Annotated in this window: 14 protein-coding genes and 2 pseudogenes; 5 read left to right on the forward strand and 11 right to left on the reverse strand. The window is 44.9% G+C overall.

What is annotated here, in order from left to right; all coding sequences use genetic code 11:
* Window positions 1-218: pseudogene (locus QVA83_RS06540) on the forward strand (exopolyphosphatase); the annotation flags it as partial.
* Window positions 219-348: 130 nt separating this feature from the next.
* On the opposite strand, the gene QVA83_RS06545 reads toward QVA83_RS06540, so the two are convergent.
* Complete coding sequence (locus tag QVA83_RS06545; RefSeq protein ID WP_283620309.1) at window positions 349-2,475, reverse strand: S9 family peptidase; 2,127 nt, start codon at window positions 2,473-2,475, stop codon at window positions 349-351.
* Window positions 2,476-2,709: 234 nt separating this feature from the next.
* Between QVA83_RS06545 and QVA83_RS06550 the strand changes: the two genes are divergently transcribed.
* Window positions 2,710-3,159: a hypothetical protein gene (locus QVA83_RS06550; RefSeq protein WP_014948394.1), complete on the forward strand. Its 450-nt coding sequence runs from the start codon at window positions 2,710-2,712 to the stop codon at window positions 3,157-3,159.
* 107 nt (window positions 3,160-3,266) lie between these two features.
* On the opposite strand, the gene QVA83_RS06555 is transcribed toward QVA83_RS06550, so the two are convergent.
* The 6 genes and pseudogenes from QVA83_RS06555 to QVA83_RS06580 all read right to left on the reverse strand — a co-directional run bounded on the left by QVA83_RS06555 (window position 3,267) and on the right by QVA83_RS06580 (window position 11,836).
* Complete coding sequence (locus tag QVA83_RS06555) at window positions 3,267-4,745, reverse strand: TolC family protein (RefSeq protein ID WP_014948393.1); 1,479 nt, start codon at window positions 4,743-4,745, stop codon at window positions 3,267-3,269.
* A pseudogene (locus tag QVA83_RS06560) lies at window positions 4,735-7,920 on the reverse strand (efflux RND transporter permease subunit). The gene QVA83_RS06555 and the pseudogene QVA83_RS06560 overlap by 11 nt, the downstream one beginning before the upstream one ends.
* 9 nt (window positions 7,921-7,929) lie before the next feature.
* A complete protein-coding gene (locus QVA83_RS06565) occupies window positions 7,930-9,015 on the reverse strand; it encodes an efflux RND transporter periplasmic adaptor subunit (RefSeq protein ID WP_014948392.1) in 1,086 nt (361 codons plus the stop codon).
* 195 nt (window positions 9,016-9,210) lie between these two features.
* On the reverse strand, window positions 9,211-9,525 hold the full coding sequence (locus QVA83_RS06570; protein WP_230633693.1) for a hypothetical protein: 315 nt from the start codon (window positions 9,523-9,525) through the stop codon (window positions 9,211-9,213).
* Between the two features lie 213 nt (window positions 9,526-9,738).
* Window positions 9,739-11,163, reverse strand: a complete 1,425-nt coding sequence (locus QVA83_RS06575) for a sensor histidine kinase (RefSeq protein ID WP_014948390.1) — start codon at window positions 11,161-11,163, stop codon at window positions 9,739-9,741.
* Window positions 11,147-11,836: a response regulator transcription factor gene (locus QVA83_RS06580; protein ID WP_014948389.1), complete on the reverse strand. Its 690-nt coding sequence runs from the start codon at window positions 11,834-11,836 to the stop codon at window positions 11,147-11,149. The genes QVA83_RS06575 and QVA83_RS06580 overlap by 17 nt, the downstream gene beginning before the upstream one ends.
* Before the next feature lie 293 nt (window positions 11,837-12,129).
* On the opposite strand from QVA83_RS06580, the gene QVA83_RS06585 reads away from it, so the two are divergent.
* Window positions 12,130-13,737: a phosphoethanolamine transferase gene (locus QVA83_RS06585; protein ID WP_014948388.1), complete on the forward strand. Its 1,608-nt coding sequence runs from the start codon at window positions 12,130-12,132 to the stop codon at window positions 13,735-13,737.
* Entirely contained in the window at window positions 13,725-14,144 is a 420-nt protein-coding gene (locus tag QVA83_RS06590; protein WP_014948387.1) for a diacylglycerol kinase, read from the forward strand. The genes QVA83_RS06585 and QVA83_RS06590 overlap by 13 nt, the downstream gene beginning before the upstream one ends.
* A 156-nt stretch (window positions 14,145-14,300) precedes the next feature.
* Here the strand turns inward: QVA83_RS06590 and QVA83_RS06595 are convergent, their stop codons facing one another.
* From QVA83_RS06595 to tkt, 4 genes are all read right to left on the reverse strand, one after another.
* Window positions 14,301-15,200, reverse strand: a complete 900-nt coding sequence (locus tag QVA83_RS06595) for a fructose bisphosphate aldolase (protein WP_014948386.1) — start codon at window positions 15,198-15,200, stop codon at window positions 14,301-14,303.
* Between the two features lie 321 nt (window positions 15,201-15,521).
* Complete coding sequence (locus QVA83_RS06600; RefSeq protein ID WP_014975742.1) at window positions 15,522-16,697, reverse strand: phosphoglycerate kinase; 1,176 nt, start codon at window positions 16,695-16,697, stop codon at window positions 15,522-15,524.
* Window positions 16,698-16,813: 116 nt separating this feature from the next.
* Window positions 16,814-17,824 carry an erythrose-4-phosphate dehydrogenase gene (gene epd, locus QVA83_RS06605; RefSeq protein WP_014948384.1) on the reverse strand — a complete coding sequence of 337 codons (1,011 nt, stop codon included), beginning with the start codon at window positions 17,822-17,824 and terminating at the stop codon, window positions 16,814-16,816.
* Between the two features lie 18 nt (window positions 17,825-17,842).
* Window positions 17,843-19,834, reverse strand: coding sequence for a transketolase (tkt, locus tag QVA83_RS06610; RefSeq protein WP_061484788.1), 1,992 nt, complete (start codon window positions 19,832-19,834; stop codon window positions 17,843-17,845).
* 427 nt (window positions 19,835-20,261) lie between these two features.
* Between tkt and metK the strand changes: the two genes are divergently transcribed.
* Window positions 20,262-21,407 carry a methionine adenosyltransferase gene (metK, locus tag QVA83_RS06615; protein ID WP_014948382.1) on the forward strand — a complete coding sequence of 382 codons (1,146 nt, stop codon included), beginning with the start codon at window positions 20,262-20,264 and terminating at the stop codon, window positions 21,405-21,407.
* The last annotated feature ends 317 nt before the right edge of the window (window positions 21,408-21,724 follow it).

Consider the following 21,724-nt stretch of genomic DNA (forward strand, 5'->3'; position numbering starts at 1 on the left):
GTGTACTGCTTAATATTAAACGCCAAGAGGGTTTTGTACCTGACCTCGTTGTTAATGTAGAAAAGAACGAACTGACCATTACCTTCCCCGATGGCTGGTTAGATGAAAAACCTATTATCTCAGCTGACCTGCTACGAGAAAGCCACTACTGGAAAGCGCTTGATTTAAAACTCACAGTTGTTCCTGATATCGAGCAATTACATCCCGCGGTGGAATAGACAAACAGCGCCACTCACAATCGCGCTTTCGATTTTAAAAGCGAATGGCGAATATACTCGAATACTAAAAAAATGGGGCCTTGAACCGATTGAGTCGGCGCATTAGCCCCACTTAGTCTCAGCACACTAATTATTGAGCTTCAACTTGCGTACTTTGTGACTGCACGCTGTCGTATTTTTTAAACCACGCCAAGATATTTTCAACTTTACCAATCATTCTAGATGGCTTAGAAGCAATCCCGTGGGGCGATCCAGGTACTTTTACCAGCACGCTATCAACCTTTTGAATCTTTAACGCTTGATAGAACTGCTCGGTCTCAGACATTGGCGTGCGCTTGTCCTCCACTCCCGTGATCAGCATGGTGGGGGTCGTTACATTGCCTACTAGCGATAGCGGTGAGCGCTTCCAGTAGTGCTCTACATTATCCCAAGGCATACCCGGAAATTGGAAAGGGATTTGATATAGACCTGAATCGGCAGTCAGCACTTTCGATAACCAGTTGATAACGGGTTTAGCGACTACGGCTGCTTTAAATCGGTTAGTAAGGCCAATGGCATAGGCTGATGCAATGCCGCCTGCTGAACCACCAGTAATAAACAGTCGCTCTGGATCAGCGATGCCTTTTTCAATAAGCGCATCTACGCCCGACATATGGTCTGAGAAGTCATATTCCGAACTGTATTTCCCTTGAAGTAGCAATGCAAAGCGTTCTCCATAACCTGTACTGCCTCTGTGATTATCATAAAACACCACATAGCCCTCTGCAGCCATGCGCTGCAGTTCGGCCGTGAAGACAGGACCATAAGCGAGATTAGGTCCGCCGTGAATTTCTAAGATAAGCGGATACGTTTTCGAGCTGTCATAGTTTGGCGGTAGAATGTACCACCCCTGGATTTCTTCGCCATCTATAGAAGACGGATAGACAATTTCTTTTACTTCGCCAAGCTGCTTATGACCTAGAACGTCTTCATTGAGCGCTGTTAGCTGTCGCTCGTTTCGCGTAGTGACATATAAATCAGCGGGGCGATCGGTACGTCCTTTGGTATACGCCACTACATCATCAACAGCGTGATAGGTGCCAAACACATAAGGTCGTCCTAACGTAGTACCGCCCAGCCCCTTAGCTACGGCTTTTACGCTGCCCGATAGCGATACCACATCCACCTGCGCTAAACCGCGAACCGACTGCTGAAAATAAACGTGCTTATTATCTTTCCAGTGAAAGTTAGACACTGAATTATCAATGTCTTTTGTTAAATTTTGAGCATCTGTACCATCGCTCTTCATCACATATAAATAGCTATTTTTGTACATCACTTTTTCGTCATCGCGGCGTGCGTAAGCAATGTGCTTTCCGTCAGGCGATACGACAGGCGATGATTCAAGGCCTTTGTCGTTGGTAAGCTGTGCGATATTACCCATCATATCCACAGAAAAGATGTCCCCCTCAACAGGCTCATACTCCCAATTGTCACTGCGGTTGGCAGAGAAATAGATTTTGTCGCTATCAGGAGAGAAACTTAAGCGCCCATTGTGGTGATAGTTCCCTGAAGTAAGCTGTCGTGCTGTGCCTCCGTCAGCAGGAACAATAAAAATATGGGTGTAAGCAGGTTCAAGAATGCCTCGGCCATCGGCTTGATAGCGCGCTTTGGTAATATATTGAAAGCTAGGAGACCACTTTGCACCGTCAGGCTTTTTAGGCATTTTAATGTCTAGCGGCTTTTCCTTGGCATCAACGCTCATAGTGAAAGCAATGTGCTTACCATCTGGCGACCAAGTGATGTTACTTGGGTTTGAGGTGACATTTGTTACGAGTGCCGTTTGCCCTGTATCCATCCAACGCACATACAATTGCGGTTTACCTTCTTCATTAGAAAGGTAAGCCAATCGGCTACCGTCTGGTGACCAGCGAATAGAATAGTAACTCTTTTTCGACGACAGTAAGGGGCGGTGTGACTTTCCATCAACCGACGCTAGCCAAACGTTCGCTCGACTGCTATCCGACATAATGTCGTTTGAACGGCGCACATACGCAACATATTTACCGTTTGGCGACACCTGAACTTCGCTCACGTATTCCAAATTAAAAATATCTTCCGATTTAAAATAGCGTTCAGAGTCGGTAGTAAGAGATTCTCTCTCATTGCTTGCAAGCGCTGTGGATGGCATAGCTAGCGTGCCTACGCTAAATAGTGCAGCCCATATAGCAAACCGTTTTTTGACTGACGGGTACCTGTGATTTCTCGTAAAAGACATATCTCACCTTAATCTATTTGTTCTTATCCGTTCTTTTTTATGGGGTGATCACGTTGTAGTGATGCATTTATCGTCTCCATATTACTGAATATATTCAGCCAATAAAGATTAAACGTTGAGCGACATCGCGAGGCGATTAAGCGCAGTACACAGGGGCGTTGGCTTTAGCCGAATGGTTAGTTGCGTGATAGCAGTAAAGTGCTAACTTCTATATAAGGCTTAAAGGAAATGCCCATGAATAATCCACACGGCGAGTTTGAATGTAGCGTAAGCGGTCAGTTGCTGCTCTTCTCAGCGCGCGGACCGTGGAATGACGAAACCATGAGAAATGGCGTAGTTAAGATGTCTTCTGACATTTCAAAATTCGAAAAGGGCGCTAAATGGGCACAAGTAAGCTGTCTTTACGGTGAAAGTCTGATGCCCCCTTCCACCTTTGATATTTTTGTAAAACAAACTCGGGTAAGAAAAACCCGCGGCCTGTCGTTTCTTGCCGTGGTGATATTAGATACCGACATTATGCTGACAACTAAGCATCAGATTTCTCAGTGCTACGACGCTGCCGAAGTTCCTTATGGCTTTTACGAAACGGTAGAAGATGCTTTGGAAGCGATGACGAATAATGGCTATGATTTTGATAGTGACGAAGCTGAGCGCTTTTTTGCCCGCTTTAACTTTACGCGTTAACATTTAACGCCGCACGTGTTCTGCTTTTGTCACACGTTGAGTCTGAAATTCACCGCCAGCTTTTGATAAAGGCGAAAAAAAGGAGAGCGAGCGCTCTCCTTTTGATTTTAAGACTGCCATCCGCCTCCGAGTGCCTGATACAAATCGACCAGTGCGGCCATTTGCTGCTGACGAGTTTCTATAAACTCGCTACGCGCTTCCAGTGCTTCTCGTTGCGCAAGCAGCACCTCTAAATACTCACCATGAGCTGACGAAAAAAGCCTATTGGCAATATCAATCGACTGTTCCAGTGAAGCAATTTGATGACGCCTTGCTTCAGCACTTTTCTCCAAATTATCGAGCTTCGACAAACTGTTTGTTACTTCAGCTACCGCCGTTAAAATGGTGAGTTCATATTCGTAAGCCGCTTCAATTTGTTCGGCGCTGGCATTTTGATAAACCGCCTCAATCGCCCTGCGGTTTATTAATGGCGCAAAAACATCACCAGATAAAGAATATGCCAATGACTCAGGCACATTAAACAAGTAGCGACTATCAAACGCCGATAAACCTAACCCTGCTTTTAGCTCAAAAGAAGGGTAGAAGTTAGCTTTAGCCACATCGATATTTAACTCTGCTGCTTGGAGCGTGAGTGCAGCTTGTTTTATATCAGGGCGATTGTCTAATAGCGTAGAGGGTACACCCACCTGCGGGCTTTTTAGCTCGGCGCTGAGCAACACGTTACTGTCCCTTTGAATGGGCTGTGGAGTGCGTCCTAATAACAGATTGAGCGTGTTCTCTTTCTCTAGGATTTCCTGCTCAATCAAGTAACGCTCGCTCTCGTTTTTCTTCACTTCCGCGTTAAAGCGCGCAACGGGTAGCGATGACGCCCGCCCGTATTCTTTCAACGCATTAATAGTGTGAATAACATTGCGCTGTAGCGAAATGGTTGAGTCAAGATTCTCTAGCTTGTTATCTAGCGCCAGCAGTTCATAGTAAGTACGCGCAACTTCAGATACTAACTGGGTAACGAAAAAGTTCTTACTTTCAACCGACGCCAAGTATTCAAGCGAGGCCACTTTAGACGCATCTCTCAGCTTATGCCAAACGTCAATTTCCCACGACGCATTAAGGCCTAGCTTTAAGTTTGCCAGCGGGTCGGGAAATTCTTTATCCTCCTTGATATTTAACTGTTCTTCTACTGCGCCTTCCCGGGTATATTCGCCTACCTTTTCGGTTTCAGCGGCTACCCCCGCAGAGAGTCGAGGCAAATATTCCCCTTCCCGTGCATACACTTCATTCGACGCCATATTAATGCGTTGAATTAATATAGACACCTCTTGGTTGTTCTTAACCGCCGTATCCACCAGCGCAGAAAGCGTAGGGTCGTTAAACCACTCACTCCATTGAATATTTGCTTGTGTACTCTGGTTAATCCCTTGACCAGCCTGAGTATCCACTTGCGAAACTTTCGCGTTAAACTGCTCTGGCAAATCTAGATTAGGGTTTCGCGTTTCAATGGTAGGGATGGCACATGCCTGTACTAACAACGCACTACTAAGCGCTAACCACAGCGGCTTATAAGTAAATCGCTTTTTATTTATCATCGCTTAGCACCTCATCGTTATAGTGGTAAGTTTCAGTAAGAGGGACATGATCTTCGTTTTTGATTAATGACTTACCTTCTTCAAGTTTGGCGAACAAGTAGTAAAGCCCAGGAATAACCAGCACACCAAAAATAGTGCCTAACAAAGTACCGCCTAAAGCAGAAGCACCAATAGTTCTATTTCCCACTGCGCCCGCCCCCGTTGCAATAACAAGCGGAATTAGCCCTGCTACAAACGAGAACGATGTCATTAGGATTGGGCGGAAGCTCTGTTTGGCCGCTTCAACAGCTGCGTCAGCAATCGATTAGCCCTGCTGATTTTTTTGCACTGCGTATTCCACAATAAGCACGGCATTTTTACCGAGTAAACCAACCAGCATAACTAAGCCGAGCTGCGCATAAACGTCGTTGGCCAGCCCCATACCTTTGAGAAACAGGAATGAGCCGAGAATACCGGTAGGTAGTGAAAGAATGACCGCAAAAGGTAGAAGCAGACTCTCGTACTGTGATGCCAGCACGATATATACAAACAACAATACTACGGCAAAGATAACAATGGCTTCATTACCTCGTTTAGCCTCGTCAAATGACAGGCCTTCCCAACCTATGTCATATCCTTTTGGCAGCGTTGCAGCCGCTACTTCCTCAACTGCTTTTATCGCTTGCGCCGAGGTATACCCTGCTGCAGGCTCTGCACGAATTGCTGCCGAGGTATAAAGGTTGTAGCGTGTAATTTCATTAGGGCCTTGGGTTTTAATCAGCTTCATAAAGGCCGAGTAAGGCACCATTTCACCCTCTTCGTTTTTCACGTAGTAATCCAATAAGTCACTGGGATAACGACGATATTCTGGCGCACTTTGTGTGTACACTTTGAAGAAGTTATTAAAGCGCGTGAAGCCTTGCTCATAAGTACTACCAATAAGAATATTCAAATTCTCCATGGCCGCGCCAATAGATACCCCTTTCTGCATTGCAGCTTGGTTATCTATCTCAATTTTGTATTGAGGATAATCGGCCGCGTAAAACGTGAATAAACCTTTTAGCTCATCACGTTTACCAAGCTCTTCCATGAAGGCTTTGTTGATTTGGTCGAACTCTTGATAGTCGGTAGTGTTGGTCTTATCGAGTAAACGAAATGATAACCCCGAAGACGCGCCATAACCCGGCACAACAGGCGGTTCGAAATACTCAATCACTGCTCCTAAGTGGTGTGTCTTGGCTTCCAGTTCTTCAATGATGTCACGTACCGACTGTTCGCGATTAGCCCAATCTTCAAGATTAATCAAGCAGGTACCAGCATTTGAACCTCGTCCTTCCGTGAGAATTTCATAGCCAGCAAGCGAGGATACCGAGGAGACGCCTTCAACGTCCAGCGCCAAGCTTTGCAGCTCTCGCGCTACTGTATTCGTCGCTTCAAGGGTACTGCCTGGCGGTGTTTGAATGATGGCATAGATTTGCCCTTGGTCTTCACCGGGAATAAAGCCTGTAGGTAATGCCTGATTAACGCCAAAGGTACTTACCACAAAGCCCGCAAGCAGCACTACAGTAACACTCCGGCGTGTAACGATAGCTTTAATAATGCCTGTATAACGACCGGTTAACTTATTGAAATAATGGTTAAATCCATCAATAAACTTGCTTAATGGCGTTGCCTTTCTTGTGTGTGAATGAGGGTTTTTAAGCAACATCGCACACAGCACTGGCGTTAATGAAAGCGCCACAATACACGAGATGATAATTGACGATGACATGGTAATAGAGAACTGGCGATAGAAGACACCTACCGGGCCCGTCATAAAAATAAGGGGCACAAAAACCGCCGTCATCACCAGTGTAATTGCGATAATAGCTCCCCCCATTTCACCCAGTACTTGTTGGGTCGCCATATAAGGGGTTAGGCTGCTGCTTTCTTCCATCTTCGCGTGAACGGCCTCCACGATAACAATAGCGTTATCTACCACAATCCCTATCGCTAATACGAGAGCGAACAGAGTAATAAGATTTATGTTCACCCCTGTGGCCTGCATGCAGAAAAACGTTCCAACCAGTGAAACCGGCACAGCAAGAAGCGGGATAAGTGTGGAACGCCAGTCACCCAGAAAGATGAACACCACCAAGGAAACCAAAATAAAGGCTTCAAACAGGGTATGCAGCACTTGTTCAATAGAGGCATCTAGAAACTTAGAAACATCGTAGTTGATTTCGTACTTCATGCCTTCTGGAAACGTTTTTTCTAGTTCAGCCATAGTGGCTTTCACCTGAGAAATAACCTCGTTGGCACTGCTTCCATAGTTCTGCTTTAGCACTATCGCAGCGGAAGGATACCCGTCTTTGTTTGAGTAAATATCGAAGAATTCACTACTTAACTCAACATCGGCAATATCACCTAATTTGAGCAAGCGACCGTCGGAATCGGCGCGAATAATGATATTTTTATATTCTTCAGGCTCGTCGTAACGTCCTTCGTAAATAAGCACGTATTCTTTGGACTGAGCAGTAATGCCTGAGCTTCTGCCAAGTCGTCCAGGGCGTCCAATCAAGCTTTGCTCGTCTATCGATTCCATGATCTCATCTACAGAAACATTGTAAGCACGCATGCGATCAGGCTTTAACCAAATTCGCATGGCGTACTGGCGACTTCCCAATATTTTTGCACTGGCAATACCGTTTACCCGCTGTATCTCGGGGATAAGGTTGATATTGGAATAGTTGTACAGAAACTTTTCATCAGCCGTTTCGTCCGTGCTATAAACGTTTATGTACATCAACATGCTAGGCTGAACCCGCTCTAGTACCACCCCTTCTAACTGCACGAGCTGGGGCAGCCGGTTCATGATCTGGTCAAGCCGCGTTTTCACATTAATGAGCGCCTGATTCGGATCTACATCTAAATCGAAGATAACTTGAATGGTGGCTTCACCCGCGCTGGTCGCATCAGACACGATGTACTTCATGCCCGGCACACCGTTGATTGAACGCTCAATGGTAACCAGCGATGACTTCACCAATACATCAGCGCTCGAACCGGGATATGCCAGAGAAATAAGCACTCGCGGCGGAGCAATATCTGGAAACTGTGACGTGGGTAGGCTAAACACCGACAACACGCCCAAAAATATAATCATCAGCGATAACATGATGGCCATCACTGGACGTTTAATAAAAACTCCAAACATAGCGCCCCCTTATTCTGCGTGCAATGACAGTTCAGCTAATGTGTCGCTGGCTGAAATAAGTTCAGGCTCTATCTCATCGCCGTTCGAAACTCTTCGCAGTCCTTCAATCAAAATAGTGTCGTCCGGCGCTAGTCCGTCTGAAACCAGATAGATGTTAGGGAGTTCTGCAGCGATGTTAATGTGGCGGGTTGCTAACTTGTTCTCGCTATCCAGCACATATACAAAGCTTTGATCGAGAATTTCGAATGTGGCTTTCTGAGGAATAACTAAAGCATCCGGATAGGCAATATCCACCATGACATTACCGGTTTGCCCATGTCTTAGCAGTTGGTCTGGGTTAGGGAAAGACGCACGCATTTCAATGGTACCGGTATGATTATCAAAATCAGCTTCAATGGCATCTATCACGCCTTGATGCGCGTAAATACTGCCATCGGCAAGCTTTAATCGCACTGACGTTTGATCATTTGATGCGCTGTTCTGCGCGTACTTTAAATACTCTGATTCAGGCACATTGAAATACACCCACATTGTGCTGATATCAGACAATGTGGTGAGCAGTTCGCCCTCATCAAGCAAACTTCCCGTTCGAGCTTCCAGTCGGTCCATTTTGCCTGTGAACGGCGCTTTGATATCTGTGAATGCTAAGTGAGTCTTTGCCAGTTCAACTTCAGCCTGAGCTTTTTGAAGCTGTGCTTCTATGACGGCAAGTTCGTTAGGAGAAACAATGTTTTGTTCAACAAGCGACTTTGTATTTTTGTACTCCATCTCGACCGCTTTAGCCTCGGCTTCAGCGCGGTGTAGTTCAGCTTCATATACGTTCGGCATTATTTTGAACATGGGCTGACCACGTTCTACCGTTTGTCCCTCATCAACAAAGGTCGATTGAAGATAGCCTTTTTCCATAGCTCTAACTTCAATATGTTGAATGGCACGTATCTGACTGACGTACTCTTTTACCAGCGTTGTGTCTTGTACGATAGGATGAGTAACGTTGAATTGAAGTTTTTCGTGATGCGCAGCATGTTCTTCATGTCCACAACCACCTAAAAGTGCGGAAACAATGCTTACTGCAAGAAGTGCTTTTTTGCTCATAATGTAAATTCGTAATAAAAAGGCTAATCGTGACATGCCTTATAAAAAGACAGCATGCCACTAGCGCGCTTTCAGCAAATAGGTTCACCGCTGATAATTAAGCACGCAAAAACATCCAGCAAAGCGCTGGTGCGTTGTTAGGAATATCGAATTAACGTGTTTTTTAGGTAGCCAATAACCGCTAAACCTAAAAAACTAAGCAATAGGCGGCGCTCGGGTTAACGGCGTTGCGTAGTTAAGGGATGTTTTGAAAAGCCCACGCGGACGTGGTTTTGCGGTATCCGTGAAGGAGTCCGTAATGTAATCCAGCACAACATTTTGTGGCGGGACGGGCTCTTCCGGCGCACTTTCCTCAGTATCAAATTCAAAGGAATATTCTGAGATAGAAGCATCAAAATGATGCTTGAACGTGATCGGCTTGTAATCCTGTTTAAGTCCAGATAAGCAAGTAAACAACAACGCAATTAATGCGTATATGGTGTACTGCTTCATGTACTGATGATTATTCACCGATGATTATTCCAGAAATTCAATTATATAAGGAAAATTGCGGCGTTATGCTACACAGGCGATTACGCTTTTACAAGAAACATTCTTGCTAGTAAACGCAGGCAATAAACGGTTGCACGTATTTGTCACAAACAAACTCAGAATTCCTGAGTGAGGCAGTGTACGTCATATTTTTTTACTGCAAGCAATAGCGCATTTTAACAGCACGCGTTTTTAAGAGGCCTTTTTGAAAGTCACAGAAAAAGAGATGTGGTTGTGGTCCAACTTATCTACCGTCACGGCTGCCCCAATTGCTCCGCACAATGCACTTACTATTGATAGCCCTAGGCCAAAGTTGTCTTCTGACGTACGTGATGCATCCTTTTGCCACAAGGGTTCAAACATATGTCTCAAATCACTTTCATCAATTTCAGTGTGTGTTGTATTTGTCACTTCTATTTGGGCCTGCCCTGATGGTGTTTTACCTATATACACGCTAATCGGCTCACAATGCTTTCCATGCTCGATAGCGTTGTCTAACAAGTTGCTAAATATAGACTCTACCGCAATTCGGTTAGAGTGAATAACCACGTCGCTCCTTTCTTTCGCAACCACATTAATATTATCTACCGCTTTGCTTGCAACAACTTGGGCGACGAGCTCTTCAATATTAATAAGGTCGTTTAATTGAGTCTGCTTGGCACTGTGCTTTTGGATTAACATCAAACCGGAAATGATGTTTTTCATTCGCATACCAATGCGAAGAATCTGCGGTTTAAAATCTTTTTCGAGTCGCTCCTCTCCTGGAAACTTCATGGCAACTTCCGCCAGATTGATAAGTTCGGAAACCGGCGTTTTAAGTTCGTGAGCAATGTCAGAGGTAAGTCTTTTCTCTCTAAGGTATAGTGCGTAGTTATCGTTTATAAAATGGTTCAAGCTGCTGACGATTGGTTCTAGTTCTGAAACGTTTGTAGAGAATGCTTCGTGCTTGTCTGTGGCAGTAAACCTTAGAGTTCTTATATTGTTGTTCAATGCATCAAGTGGTGCCAAGGCGTAAGACACCGTGTTGCGCACGACGAACCTTACCATTAACGGAATTACAATAAGCGCCACTAAAAACGCGATATCGATAAACCAAAGAGTGAAATTCAACAGCTCAGTGGAGGTTGCATATGCGATAACCATGGGGTCGCGCTGCACTTCGCCTCTGACGCTATAGAATGCTTCGCGGTCTTCAGAGTCAATTTGAGGCACGTATTTGGTGTGAATAATACGCCCAGAGCGACCGTCTGGCAGCGTTATGTCGTTAATCACCGCCTCGTTTAAACTTAAGTTTTCAAACGGCAGCTCGTCGACAGTGTACAGTGCAAGGGATTCCGACTTTTCGAAAATCTGCCCTTTGTACCACAATTGAAAGTATTCTGGAGAAGAGGCACCCTCGAACTCAGGGAAATACTCGCCGGCGAACTCAAACTCAACGCCGTCTAAATCTTCATTAACTAAGCTTTGAAGCATGCCAACTTTGGCTTTTAAACCTTGGTTAAACTCTCTTTGGACCCAGGTATCAACTCCGATATCTGCAGCGAGTAAAACGACAATCACCAGCAAAGAAATAGTGATAGAAAGGCGCCGCGTTAAGGTTTTACGTATTGACTTCATCGCCTTCCACCACTACGTAGCCAAATCCTCGCTTACTTTTGATGGGGAGTGTAGCGCCACATGCCCTTACTTTTTTTCGCGCTGAAGAGAGGTGCGCTTCAATTGCATTTTTTGAGATATAGTCATAACTACCGGAAATAAATTCACTTAATTTTTCTGATGTGACGACCTTGCCTTTGTTTAGGAACATGCACTCTACTATGCGATATTCATTCGGCGTTAAACTAATCGCCTGCTCTCCAAATAAAAAAGACTTGGCCTGAATATCCAATATCAATCCATTAATAGTAATTTGATCGTTAATACAGTTTGTTACGCCCCGTCTCATCAAACTGAGAAGTCGCGCTGACAACTCTTCAAATGAAAAAGGCTTAGATAGATAATCATCAGCGCCTGCTAACAAGCCTTCAACTTTCTCTTCAGGTTCGGCACGTGCAGACAAAATGAGCACCTTGGTCTCTACCCGTCTTTTTCTTAGCGTTTTCAAGATAGCCATCCCGTCGAGTTCTGGCAGCATGCGGTCTAATACAATAATGTCGTAGCTACCAAGAAGCGCCATACTCAAACCATCGGGCCCTGTGGCAGCTAAATCAACTGAATGGCCAAGTTTTTCTAGACCTAAGCTCAGGCTATTTCTCAAAGACAATGAATCTTCTATAAGGAGTATTCTCATGTTTCATTGGTCGATTTTTATTCCTCGCTAAGGTTATGATCTCAATCTTAAGATAAACTGAAGGCGAGAATAATATTGAATTAATTAACGATAGAAAGTGACGGCCTAGGAAGCTTTTTGTACAACTTCACGCCGTTTCTCTATGTATAACAAGTGGTTGCAATGGGAAACCATCTGGAATTGTTGGTTCTATATAAAAATTCCCATTAACGCTAATCCCAAAGTTTTGCTTAAGCTTTATTTAAGTTTTGAAAGTTATCTTGTGCTGCAAGTAGTACACAAGAGAACTGACTTTGAAATTTCCACGTTCGTTAAATTTAAACCCTTCATTAGCCAATTTTGTTTTTATAGCATCAGTCTTAATAACGCTGGTTTTCAACTACCCTTTTATTTCAAATGTCTATCACGCTGTGTCGCCAACTTCAGTAGGCCAGTGGATATTTTTTCTGTCCGTTCCATTGTTGCTTACCTTTTTCAATATCATCGCCCTTAGCCTATTAGGCGCCATTCTTTTGCCAAGATTGACCGTGGCAGTGACGCTGTTAGTCAGTTCACTTCTTTTATACGGTACGGTCGCTTACGGCGTGATATTTGATAAGAGTATGATTCAAAATGTGATGGAGACCAATTCTGGTGAAGCATTTGCCTATCTAAACTCAACGCTTTTACTCTTTTTCTTCTTGTTAGGATTGGTGCCCGTTGTTGCCGTCTTTAATCAGGAAATTAATGGAAAATTAGTTGCTAGAGTTAAGCACTTACTTAAGCTCAACGTATTAGCAGTGGTTGGAATAATCGTTATCGCTGCTGGCCTTTATAAAGACTATGCTGCGGTGGGTAGAAATAACAAAGATTTGGCCAAGTATATTATCCCTTATGCATTTTACGATTCTGGCTACAAATATCTCAGAGATACCTACTTTTATCCACCACTTCCTTACAAGGTACTGGACAAGACACCTTCTATAATAAATAGAAATAACGCTTTGCCTTCTACGACTGTACTGGTTGTTGGAGAAACAGCAAGGGCAGACAAATTTGCCAGTAATGGCTATAGCAGAAACACTACGCCCTTTATGAACGACATAGGCGCGGTAAGTTTCAACGACGTGACCTCATGCGGGACCGCTACTGCGGTGTCAGTACCCTGTATGTTTTCTCGACTTTCAAGGCAAAGCTATGATGTTCGCATTGCGGAAAGTCAGGATAATGTGCTTGATATCATACATCGGGCTGGCGCTGACGTGACATGGATAGACAATAATAGTAGCTGCAAGGGGGTGTGCAAAAGAGTTGAAACTATTGCATTTGACCCATCCCGAGACTCTAGTTTATGTGACGGTGATTTTTGCTACGATGTTTTACTCAACGAGCTTTTGAAGGACGTTTTGTCATCACCTGCGACAACTAACAGGGTTATTGTTCTTCATATGATAGGCTCTCACGGCCCTACCTACTATCGAAGATACCCCGCTGAATTTGCCAAATTCTCTCCCGACTGTCCTAGAAGTGATATTCAAAACTGTGATTCGCAGGCGCTTATCAACACGTATGACAATACCATTGCGTACACTGACTATGTACTTGGAGAGATTGTTAATACATTAAAAAATGTGCCAAACGCTTCCATGCTATACCTGTCTGATCACGGTGAATCTTTGGGTGAAAAAGGACTCTACCTGCATGGATTCCCTTATCAAATTGCACCGCAAGAACAAACTCACATTCCTATGCTTTTTTGGGCGTCGAAGTTTGAAGATTCAGGCTACCGAAATTGTATTAAAAACCTGGCCAACCACCCTTACTCTCAAGACAACTTGTTTGACACGTTACTTGGTTTATCAAGTGTAAAGAGTATTACTTACCAACCTACTATGGATATCTTTAAACAATGCGAAGCCTAAATGAATCAAACCCCGTGGTTAGTACCACCTCGCACTTCGACCCAAGTAACAAACCAAAAGGCCTGCGTCGAGTATTTAAGGCTCTAAAGAATTCACTTCGAGCGTTTAGCTGGCTTACTAAGAACGAAGCTGCATTTAAACAAGAACTCAGTCTAGCCGCTGTGGCATTCGTGGTTCTTGCTTTTTGGTCAATTCCTTTTCTTGAACGTGCAATTTTAATGTCTTCCATTTTTTTCATTTTATTTGCGGAAATCATCAATACGGCAATTGAAGTCACCATCGACAGAATAGGTACAGAGTTTCATGCCCTATCAGGGTTAGCAAAAGACTTGGCATCAGCAGGCGTTTTTCTATCCATCGTTATTGCCTGTGTGTTGTGGGCGGGCGTATTTTATAGCCACATATAAAAGTATTAGTAAAGACCTTAAATCCCCAGAGGCATCCATTTAGCAAGGTTGTAAAGATGAGCTTATTAAGTTGAAGGTGTCACAATACTTCAAAAGAACTCGTAACGAAAAAGAGCGCCATTAGGCGCTCTTTAGAAGTGCTGACAAAAGGGAAGATTACGCCTTAGAGGCTTGGTAAATATCTTCAATCGCTTTATCTAGCGTTGCCTCGAATTCTTCTTGAGACTGCTTTGCAGAAACGCCTTCAGTCAATGCGCGAGAGAAGCTCGCAATCATACCTTGGTTTTCTGCCAGTTTCGCATTTGCTTCTTCACGGCTATAGCCGCCAGATAGCGCCACTACTTTAAGTACACGAGGGTGATCGACAAGCTCTTTGTAGAAATTAGCTTCTGTTGGAAGCGTTAGCTTGAGCATAACTTCCTGGCCTTCGTTTAGAAGGTTTAGCTGCGTTAGGATCTCTAATTTAAGAAGAGCTTCAGCTTCCGCTTTTTGTGGGCTGTGGATGTCTACTTCTGGCTCGATAATCGGAACAAGGCCTGCGGCTAAGATTTGTTTACCCACTTCAAATTGCTGAGCAACAACATCTTTAATACCTTGGTGATTCGCAAGCTTAACAACACTTCGCATCTTAGTGCCAAACACGTCTTGCGCTACCGCTTTAGCTAGCAGTGCATCAAGACCAGGCATTGGCTTCATTACTTGAACGCCATTGCTTTCTTCAGCTAGTCCTTTATCTACCTTTAAGAAAGGAATAACACGCTTTTTCTGCCACAGGTAGTGTGCAGAAGACATGCCTTCAATTTCTCTATCAAGGGTGTTTTCAAACAAGATTGCGCCAAGAACGCGCTCGCCGCTAAAAGGGGTGCTGGTGATAATGCGTGTACGCATTTCGTGAACAAGATTAAACATCTCTTCGTCTGAGCTGTACTCTGACTCTTCGATGCCATATAAGCGCAACGCTTTAGGGGTACTACCGCCGCTTTGATCTAACGCTGCAATAAAACCGGTTTGCGTCTTCAGTTTATCCAGCATTGCCTGCTGAGCTTGTGATGCCATTGCAACACTCCTTTTGTATATTACTGCCTTAATAGACAGGTGTAGGGTTTATTGTTATACCAATTCTATTAAAGATCTGTTTGTCTCAGACACGGCACGCCGACACCTTAAGTAAACACATCTGTAATAAGATTGGTATTTATATCTGCGTACTTCACTGTTTCGCAGATGTAATCGTTTCCGATTAAATGGTCACGCTCAAAATGCTGTTACTGAGCGTGACACATAGTGGGGCAACATTTGTACTAGGCCTTAGCTTTTAGGAGCTTCTATGAACTCTCTAGCGCTATAAAACGCTGCTTTAATGTGCAGCGTTGAGGCTTATTTATTTTTTTCTTCTAGTACTGCTACCGCTGGTAGTGTTTTTCCTTCCAAGAATTCTAGGAACGCGCCACCACCTGTTGAAATATAAGAGACCTTATCGGCAATCCCGTATTTATCAACTGCTGCTAGTGTATCACCACCACCTGCGATTGAGAATGCGTCGCTTGCCGCAATCGCTTCAGACAGCGCTTTTGTTCCAGCACTGAACTGTTCAAATTCAAATACGCCTACAGGGCCATTCCATACAATGGTTCCCGCGTTCTTGATAATGTCCTCTAACGCCTTTGAAGAGTCTGGACCAATATCAAAAATCATATCGTCGTCGGCAACGTCACTGACTACTTTTAGCGTCGCTTCGGTATTCTCATCAAACGCTTTGCCCACGACCACATCTGTAGGTACTGGAATATTACCGCCATTCGCCTGTGCTTCATTCATAAGCTGCGTGGCTTGCTCGGTAAGGTCCATCTCTACTAGTGACTTACCTACATTATGGCCTTGAGCAGCAATGAAAGTGTTGGCAATACCGCCACCAACAATCAGCTGGTCAACTTTTTCAGCAAGTGTTTTGAGTACCGTTAACTTGGTAGATACTTTAGAGCCACCCACAATAGCAACCATTGGACGCTTAGGGTTGTCTAGCGCTTTGCCAAGTGCGTCTAATTCTGCAGCAAGTAATGGGCCAGCACAGGCTTTTGGTGCAAATTTAGCAACGCCATGAGTAGACGCTTGTGCGCGGTGAGCAGTACCGAACGCATCCATAACAAAGATATCGCAAAGTGCTGCGTACTGTTTTGCTAACGTTTCGTCGTCCTTCTTTTCGCCGTTATTAAAACGTACGTTTTCAAGGATAACTAATTCGCCGTCTGCAAGCTCCACGCCATCTAAGTAATCTTTTACAAGCTTAACTGGTACGTCTAGGGCGTCATTAAGATAATCAACAACAGGTTGAAGAGAGAATTCGTCTGCAGGCTCGCCTTCAGTAGGACGACCAAGGTGAGACATCACCATAACTGCCGCACCTGCGTCTAGGGCTGCTTTAATCGTAGGGATTGATGCTTTGATACGCGCATCAGAAGTTACTTTGCCGTCTTTTACCGGCACGTTTAAATCTTGTCTAATTAATACGCGCTGACCTTTTAGGGCCATATCGCTCATGCTTGGAATTGCCATCGTCTTTCCTATGTTAATTTAAATTCAGTAGAGCGAGTTTTGAAGGTAAGACACGCTCAAATTAACTGTGAAAGCTGCGCGGGCTGGTGCTACCAACCCTTGGCAGCATCAATGCTTTATTTTGCGTCGAACATCACTTTTGCGGTATCGAGCATACGGTTTGCAAAACCCCATTCGTTGTCACACCATACTAGTGTTTTAACCAGTTGTTTGTGACTGACTCTTGTTTGTGTGCCATCTACAATACACGAGTGAGGGTCGTGATTGAAATCTACCGACACCAAAGGCTCTTCGGTGTAGTCCAAAATGCCCTGTAAACGCCCCGCTTTTGCATTGCGAAGGGCTTGGTTCACTTGCTCAATCGTTACCTTAGATTGAAGCGTTACACTTAAATCCATGGCAGTAACATTGATAGTTGGCACTCGAACCGCAATGGCTTCAAATTTTCCCGCAAACTTAGGCAGAATGCGCTCTATACCGGCAGCAAGTCGGGTATCAACGGGAATAATCGACTGACTTGCAGCACGGGTTCTGCGCAAATCTTCGTGATAGGCGTCGATAACTTGCTGGTCATGCATAGACGCGTGAATGGTTGTGATCGTACCACTTTCAACACCGAACGCAGCGTCTAGCGCTTGGATAACAGGAACAATGCAGTTTGTGGTGCAAGAGCCGTTGGAGACTAATTTTTGTTCACTGGTCAACGTGTCTTCATTGGTTCCGAAAATGACCGTATTGTCTAAATCTGGTGACCCGGGTGACGAGAAAAGCACTTTGCCAGCGCCGGCATCTAAATGTGCTTGCCCCGATGCTCTGTCATCAAACTTGCCCGTACACTCAAGCACAATATCAACGCCCAAGTCTTTCCAGGGTAGGTCTTTAATATCGCTTATCGCGAGCAGTGTAATATCGTCGCCCGCGACATTTAGCGTGTTATTTTCTAAGGCCACATCAAAACGGAACCGCCCGTGGGCGGTATCGTATTTAAGTAAATGTGCTATGCCTTCGGGTTTAGCAATGTCGTTAATGGCCACCACGTTAAATTCGTTGTTGCGCCCGCTTTCATACAGCGCGCGCAACACGTTACGACCAATACGACCAAACCCATTTATGGCAATATTTACCATAGGCTTATCTATTACCTCTTACAGAGACAGTGCTGCCTCTACTACAGCGTCAGTGGTAATGTTGAAGTGCTTAAACAGGTCGCCAGCAGGTGCAGATTCACCAAAGGTGTCCATGCCCACGATAGCGCCATTAAAGCCAACGTACTTGTACCAGCTATCTTTAGACAGCGCTTCAACCGCTACGCGTTTAACAACGCTAGAAGGCAGTACGCTTTCACGGTAATCAGCAGACTGACGGTCGAATACGTCAGTTGATGGCATAGACACTACGCGAACGGCTTTGCCTTGCTCGGTTAGTTTCGCTGCGGCTTCAACGGCTAGCTGAACCTCAGAACCAGTACCGATAAGAATAAGCTCTGGCGTACCTTCACAGTCTTTAAGTACGTAACCGCCTTTCGCGATATCAGCAACTTGTTGAGCCGTTCTTTCTTGCTGCGCTAAGCCTTGACGCGTGAAGATAAGCGTTGTTGGGCCGTCAGTGCGCTCAATAGCAGACTTCCACGACACAGCAGACTCAACCTGATCACAAGGACGCCAGTTATCAAGGTTAGGCGTTGCTCGTAGCGCTACCACCTGCTCTACTGGCTGGTGAGTTGGGCCGTCTTCACCTAGACCAATTGAATCGTGGGTGTAAACGAAAATTGCAGGCTGCTTCATTAGCGCTGCCATACGTACCGCGTTGCGTGCATATTCCATAAACATTAGGAAAGTTGCACCGTATGCCTTAAAGCCACCGTGAAGGGCAATACCATTCATCATGGCCGACATACCAAACTCACGTACACCGTAATAAATGTAGTTACCTGAGGCATCGTTTGCTTCAACACCTTTGCTGCCTTCCCAAATAGTAAGGTTAGAACCTGCAAGGTCAGCAGAGCCGCCTAATAGTTCAGGAAGTAGCGGACCAAACGCATTCAGTGCATTTTGTGACGCTTTACGTGACGCGATATTTTGTGGGTTAGCTTGAAGTTCAGCGATGATAGCGTCTGCTTTGTCGCTGAAATCTGCTGGTAACTCGCCATTTACACGGCGTTTGAATTCTGCTGCAAGCTCTGGGTAGGCGGCTTCGTATGCAGCGAAAGCGTCATTCCACGCGCTTTCCGCGTTTGAACCTTTCTCTTTAGCATCCCAACCAGCGTAAATATCGTCTGGAATTTCGAACGCGCCATGGCTCCAGCCAAGCTTCTCGCGAGTAGCGACAATTTCGTCCTCACCTAGTGGTGCACCGTGACAAGACTCGGTACCTTCTTTATTAGGTGAACCGAAACCAATGGTGGTTTTACAACAAATAAGCGTAGGCTGCGCAGTATTCGCCTGTGCCTTTTCAATAGCGGCTTTTACTTGCTCTGCATCGTGCCCGTCAACGCCATCGATCACTTCCCAACCATAGCTCTTGAAGCGTGCTGGTGTATCGTCGGTGAACCAACCTTCCACTTCACCATCAATTGAAATGCCGTTGTCATCCCAAAACGCGATAAGCTTACCAAGGCCTAGCGTACCGGCTAGTGAACAGGTCTCGTGTGAGATACCTTCCATTAAGCAGCCGTCACCTAGGAATGCGTAGGTGTGGTGGTCAACAATAGTGTGACCATCTTTGTTAAATTGTGCAGCTAGTACTTTTTCGGCAAGCGCCATGCCCACAGCATTACTGATACCTTGGCCTAGTGGGCCAGTGGTCGTTTCAACACCTGGCGCATAGCCATATTCTGGATGGCCTGGCGTTTTTGAATGCAATTGGCGGAAATTCTTTAACTCTTCAATTGGCAGTTCGTAGCCTGATAGGTGAAGAAGAGAGTACAACAGCATCGAGCCGTGACCATTTGAAAGCACAAAGCGATCGCGGTTAGCCCAAGATGGGTTTGCAGGGTTGTGTGATAAGAAATCACCCCATAGTACCTGTGCGATATCAGCCATCCCCATTGGGGCACCTGGGTGACCAGATTTAGCTTGTTGAACGGCATCCATGCTTAATGCACGGATTGCATTGGCGAGTTCACGACGAGAGGGCATGTTGTCTCCTGATTTATTTTGTATCTTTTGTTTCGTATCTTAGCGGGCTAGGCAAGCTAGACGAGCGTAGAGGTAAGGCGTTCGCTCTACTTCTTTATACGAATGAATGTGGCGTTATTCTTACCTATGCCACCTTTCAGTTCAATGGGTTTTCATTGCCAATAGCGAAAGTCATAGTAAAAAATGGTCTATACCCTGACCATCACGTATTCCCATTACAGCAAAAACAGTTATATCTGACGCCTAGTTTTACAAATACATCATTAACTTCGACAATTACGACCTGAATAACCCTATAAGTGATCGGGTTGTGTCAACTATTCGTAACGAAGAGACTTTTAGACGTCTAGAAGTAAAGACTGGTATTTATAACTTGTTTTAGTACAATATACGACTATTTTGATAATTTAACGCTTACGGAGCATTTATGGCCACGCATTTATTCACATCCGAGTCAGTGTCTGAAGGACATCCGGACAAAATTGCTGATCAGATCTCAGATGCGGTTCTTGACGCTATTTTAGAACAAGATCCTCGCGCTCGGGTGGCCTGCGAAACGTATGTAAAAACCGGTATGGTTTTAGTGGGTGGTGAAGTAACTACCTCTGCATGGGTAGATATTGAAGAGCTTACCCGAAAAACAGTTAAAGAAATTGGCTACACGCACTCAGATATGGGCTTCGACGCTGATTCATGTGCGGTATTAAATGCTATTGGCAAACAGTCACCTGACATAAATCAAGGTGTTGATCGCGCAAGCCTTGAAGAACAAGGTGCTGGTGACCAAGGTCTAATGTTTGGCTACGCTAGTGACGAAACTGACGTACTAATGCCTGCGCCAATCACGTACTCTCACCGCCTTGTTCAAAAACAAGCCGAAGTGCGTAAATCTGGTAAGCTAGACTGGTTACGCCCAGATGCTAAAAGCCAAATTACTTTCAAATATGAAAACGACAAGCCTGTTGGCATCGACGCGGTTGTGCTTTCAACCCAGCACTGTGATTCAGTAAGCACTGAAACAGTTCGCGAAGCGGTAATGGAAGAAATTATTAAGCCAGTGCTGCCTAGTGAATGGATTGATGGAAATACACGCTTTCACATTAACCCAACGGGACGATTCGTTATCGGTGGTCCAATGGGCGACTGTGGCTTAACAGGTCGTAAAATCATTGTTGATACTTACGGTGGTATGGCCCGTCACGGTGGTGGCGCGTTCTCTGGTAAAGATCCATCAAAAGTAGACCGCAGTGCAGCATACGCGGGTCGTTACGTTGCTAAGAACATTGTTGCAGCAGGACTTGCTAAGCGCTGTGAAATCCAAGTGTCTTATGCAATCGGTGTGGCAGAGCCAACGTCTATCAGCATCGATACCTTCGGTACAGGTGTGGTAGATGAGAAAACATTAGTGGCACTGGTCCGTGAACATTTCGACCTACGCCCGTATGGACTTATTCAAATGCTAGACCTTGAGCGCCCTATTTATCGCCCAACGGCTGCGTACGGTCACTTTGGTCGTGACGAATTCCCATGGGAAGCAACAGATAAAGCAGAAGCGTTAAAAGCATCGATTTAATTCGATAACCAAATAACGCTTTTAAATACGCCGCTCAGTTTTTATAACGCTTTGCAAAAAAGTGTTGGTATAAACTAGCGGCGTTTTTTATTTGGCTAGCAAAATCAACGAAACATATAAAAAACAGTAAAGAATATTTTCATCATTTATTTTTTGCAGCTATGCTTAAATAACGAACACACTATCGCTTGTAGTTTCTGGTTGTTTACAAGCCATGATAACAACAACTTGGGCTCTTCCATGAATGTGGTTACTGGAATTCTTCTGGCACTTACTTTGGCTGCGTCTATGGCGGCTTCCCCCGTGCTCGCGGAAAT

Origin of the sequence: Alteromonas sp. AO-Serp (assembly GCF_017849675.1) — a bacterium.
In the GTDB taxonomy this organism is placed as follows: domain Bacteria; phylum Pseudomonadota; class Gammaproteobacteria; order Enterobacterales; family Alteromonadaceae; genus Alteromonas; species Alteromonas macleodii.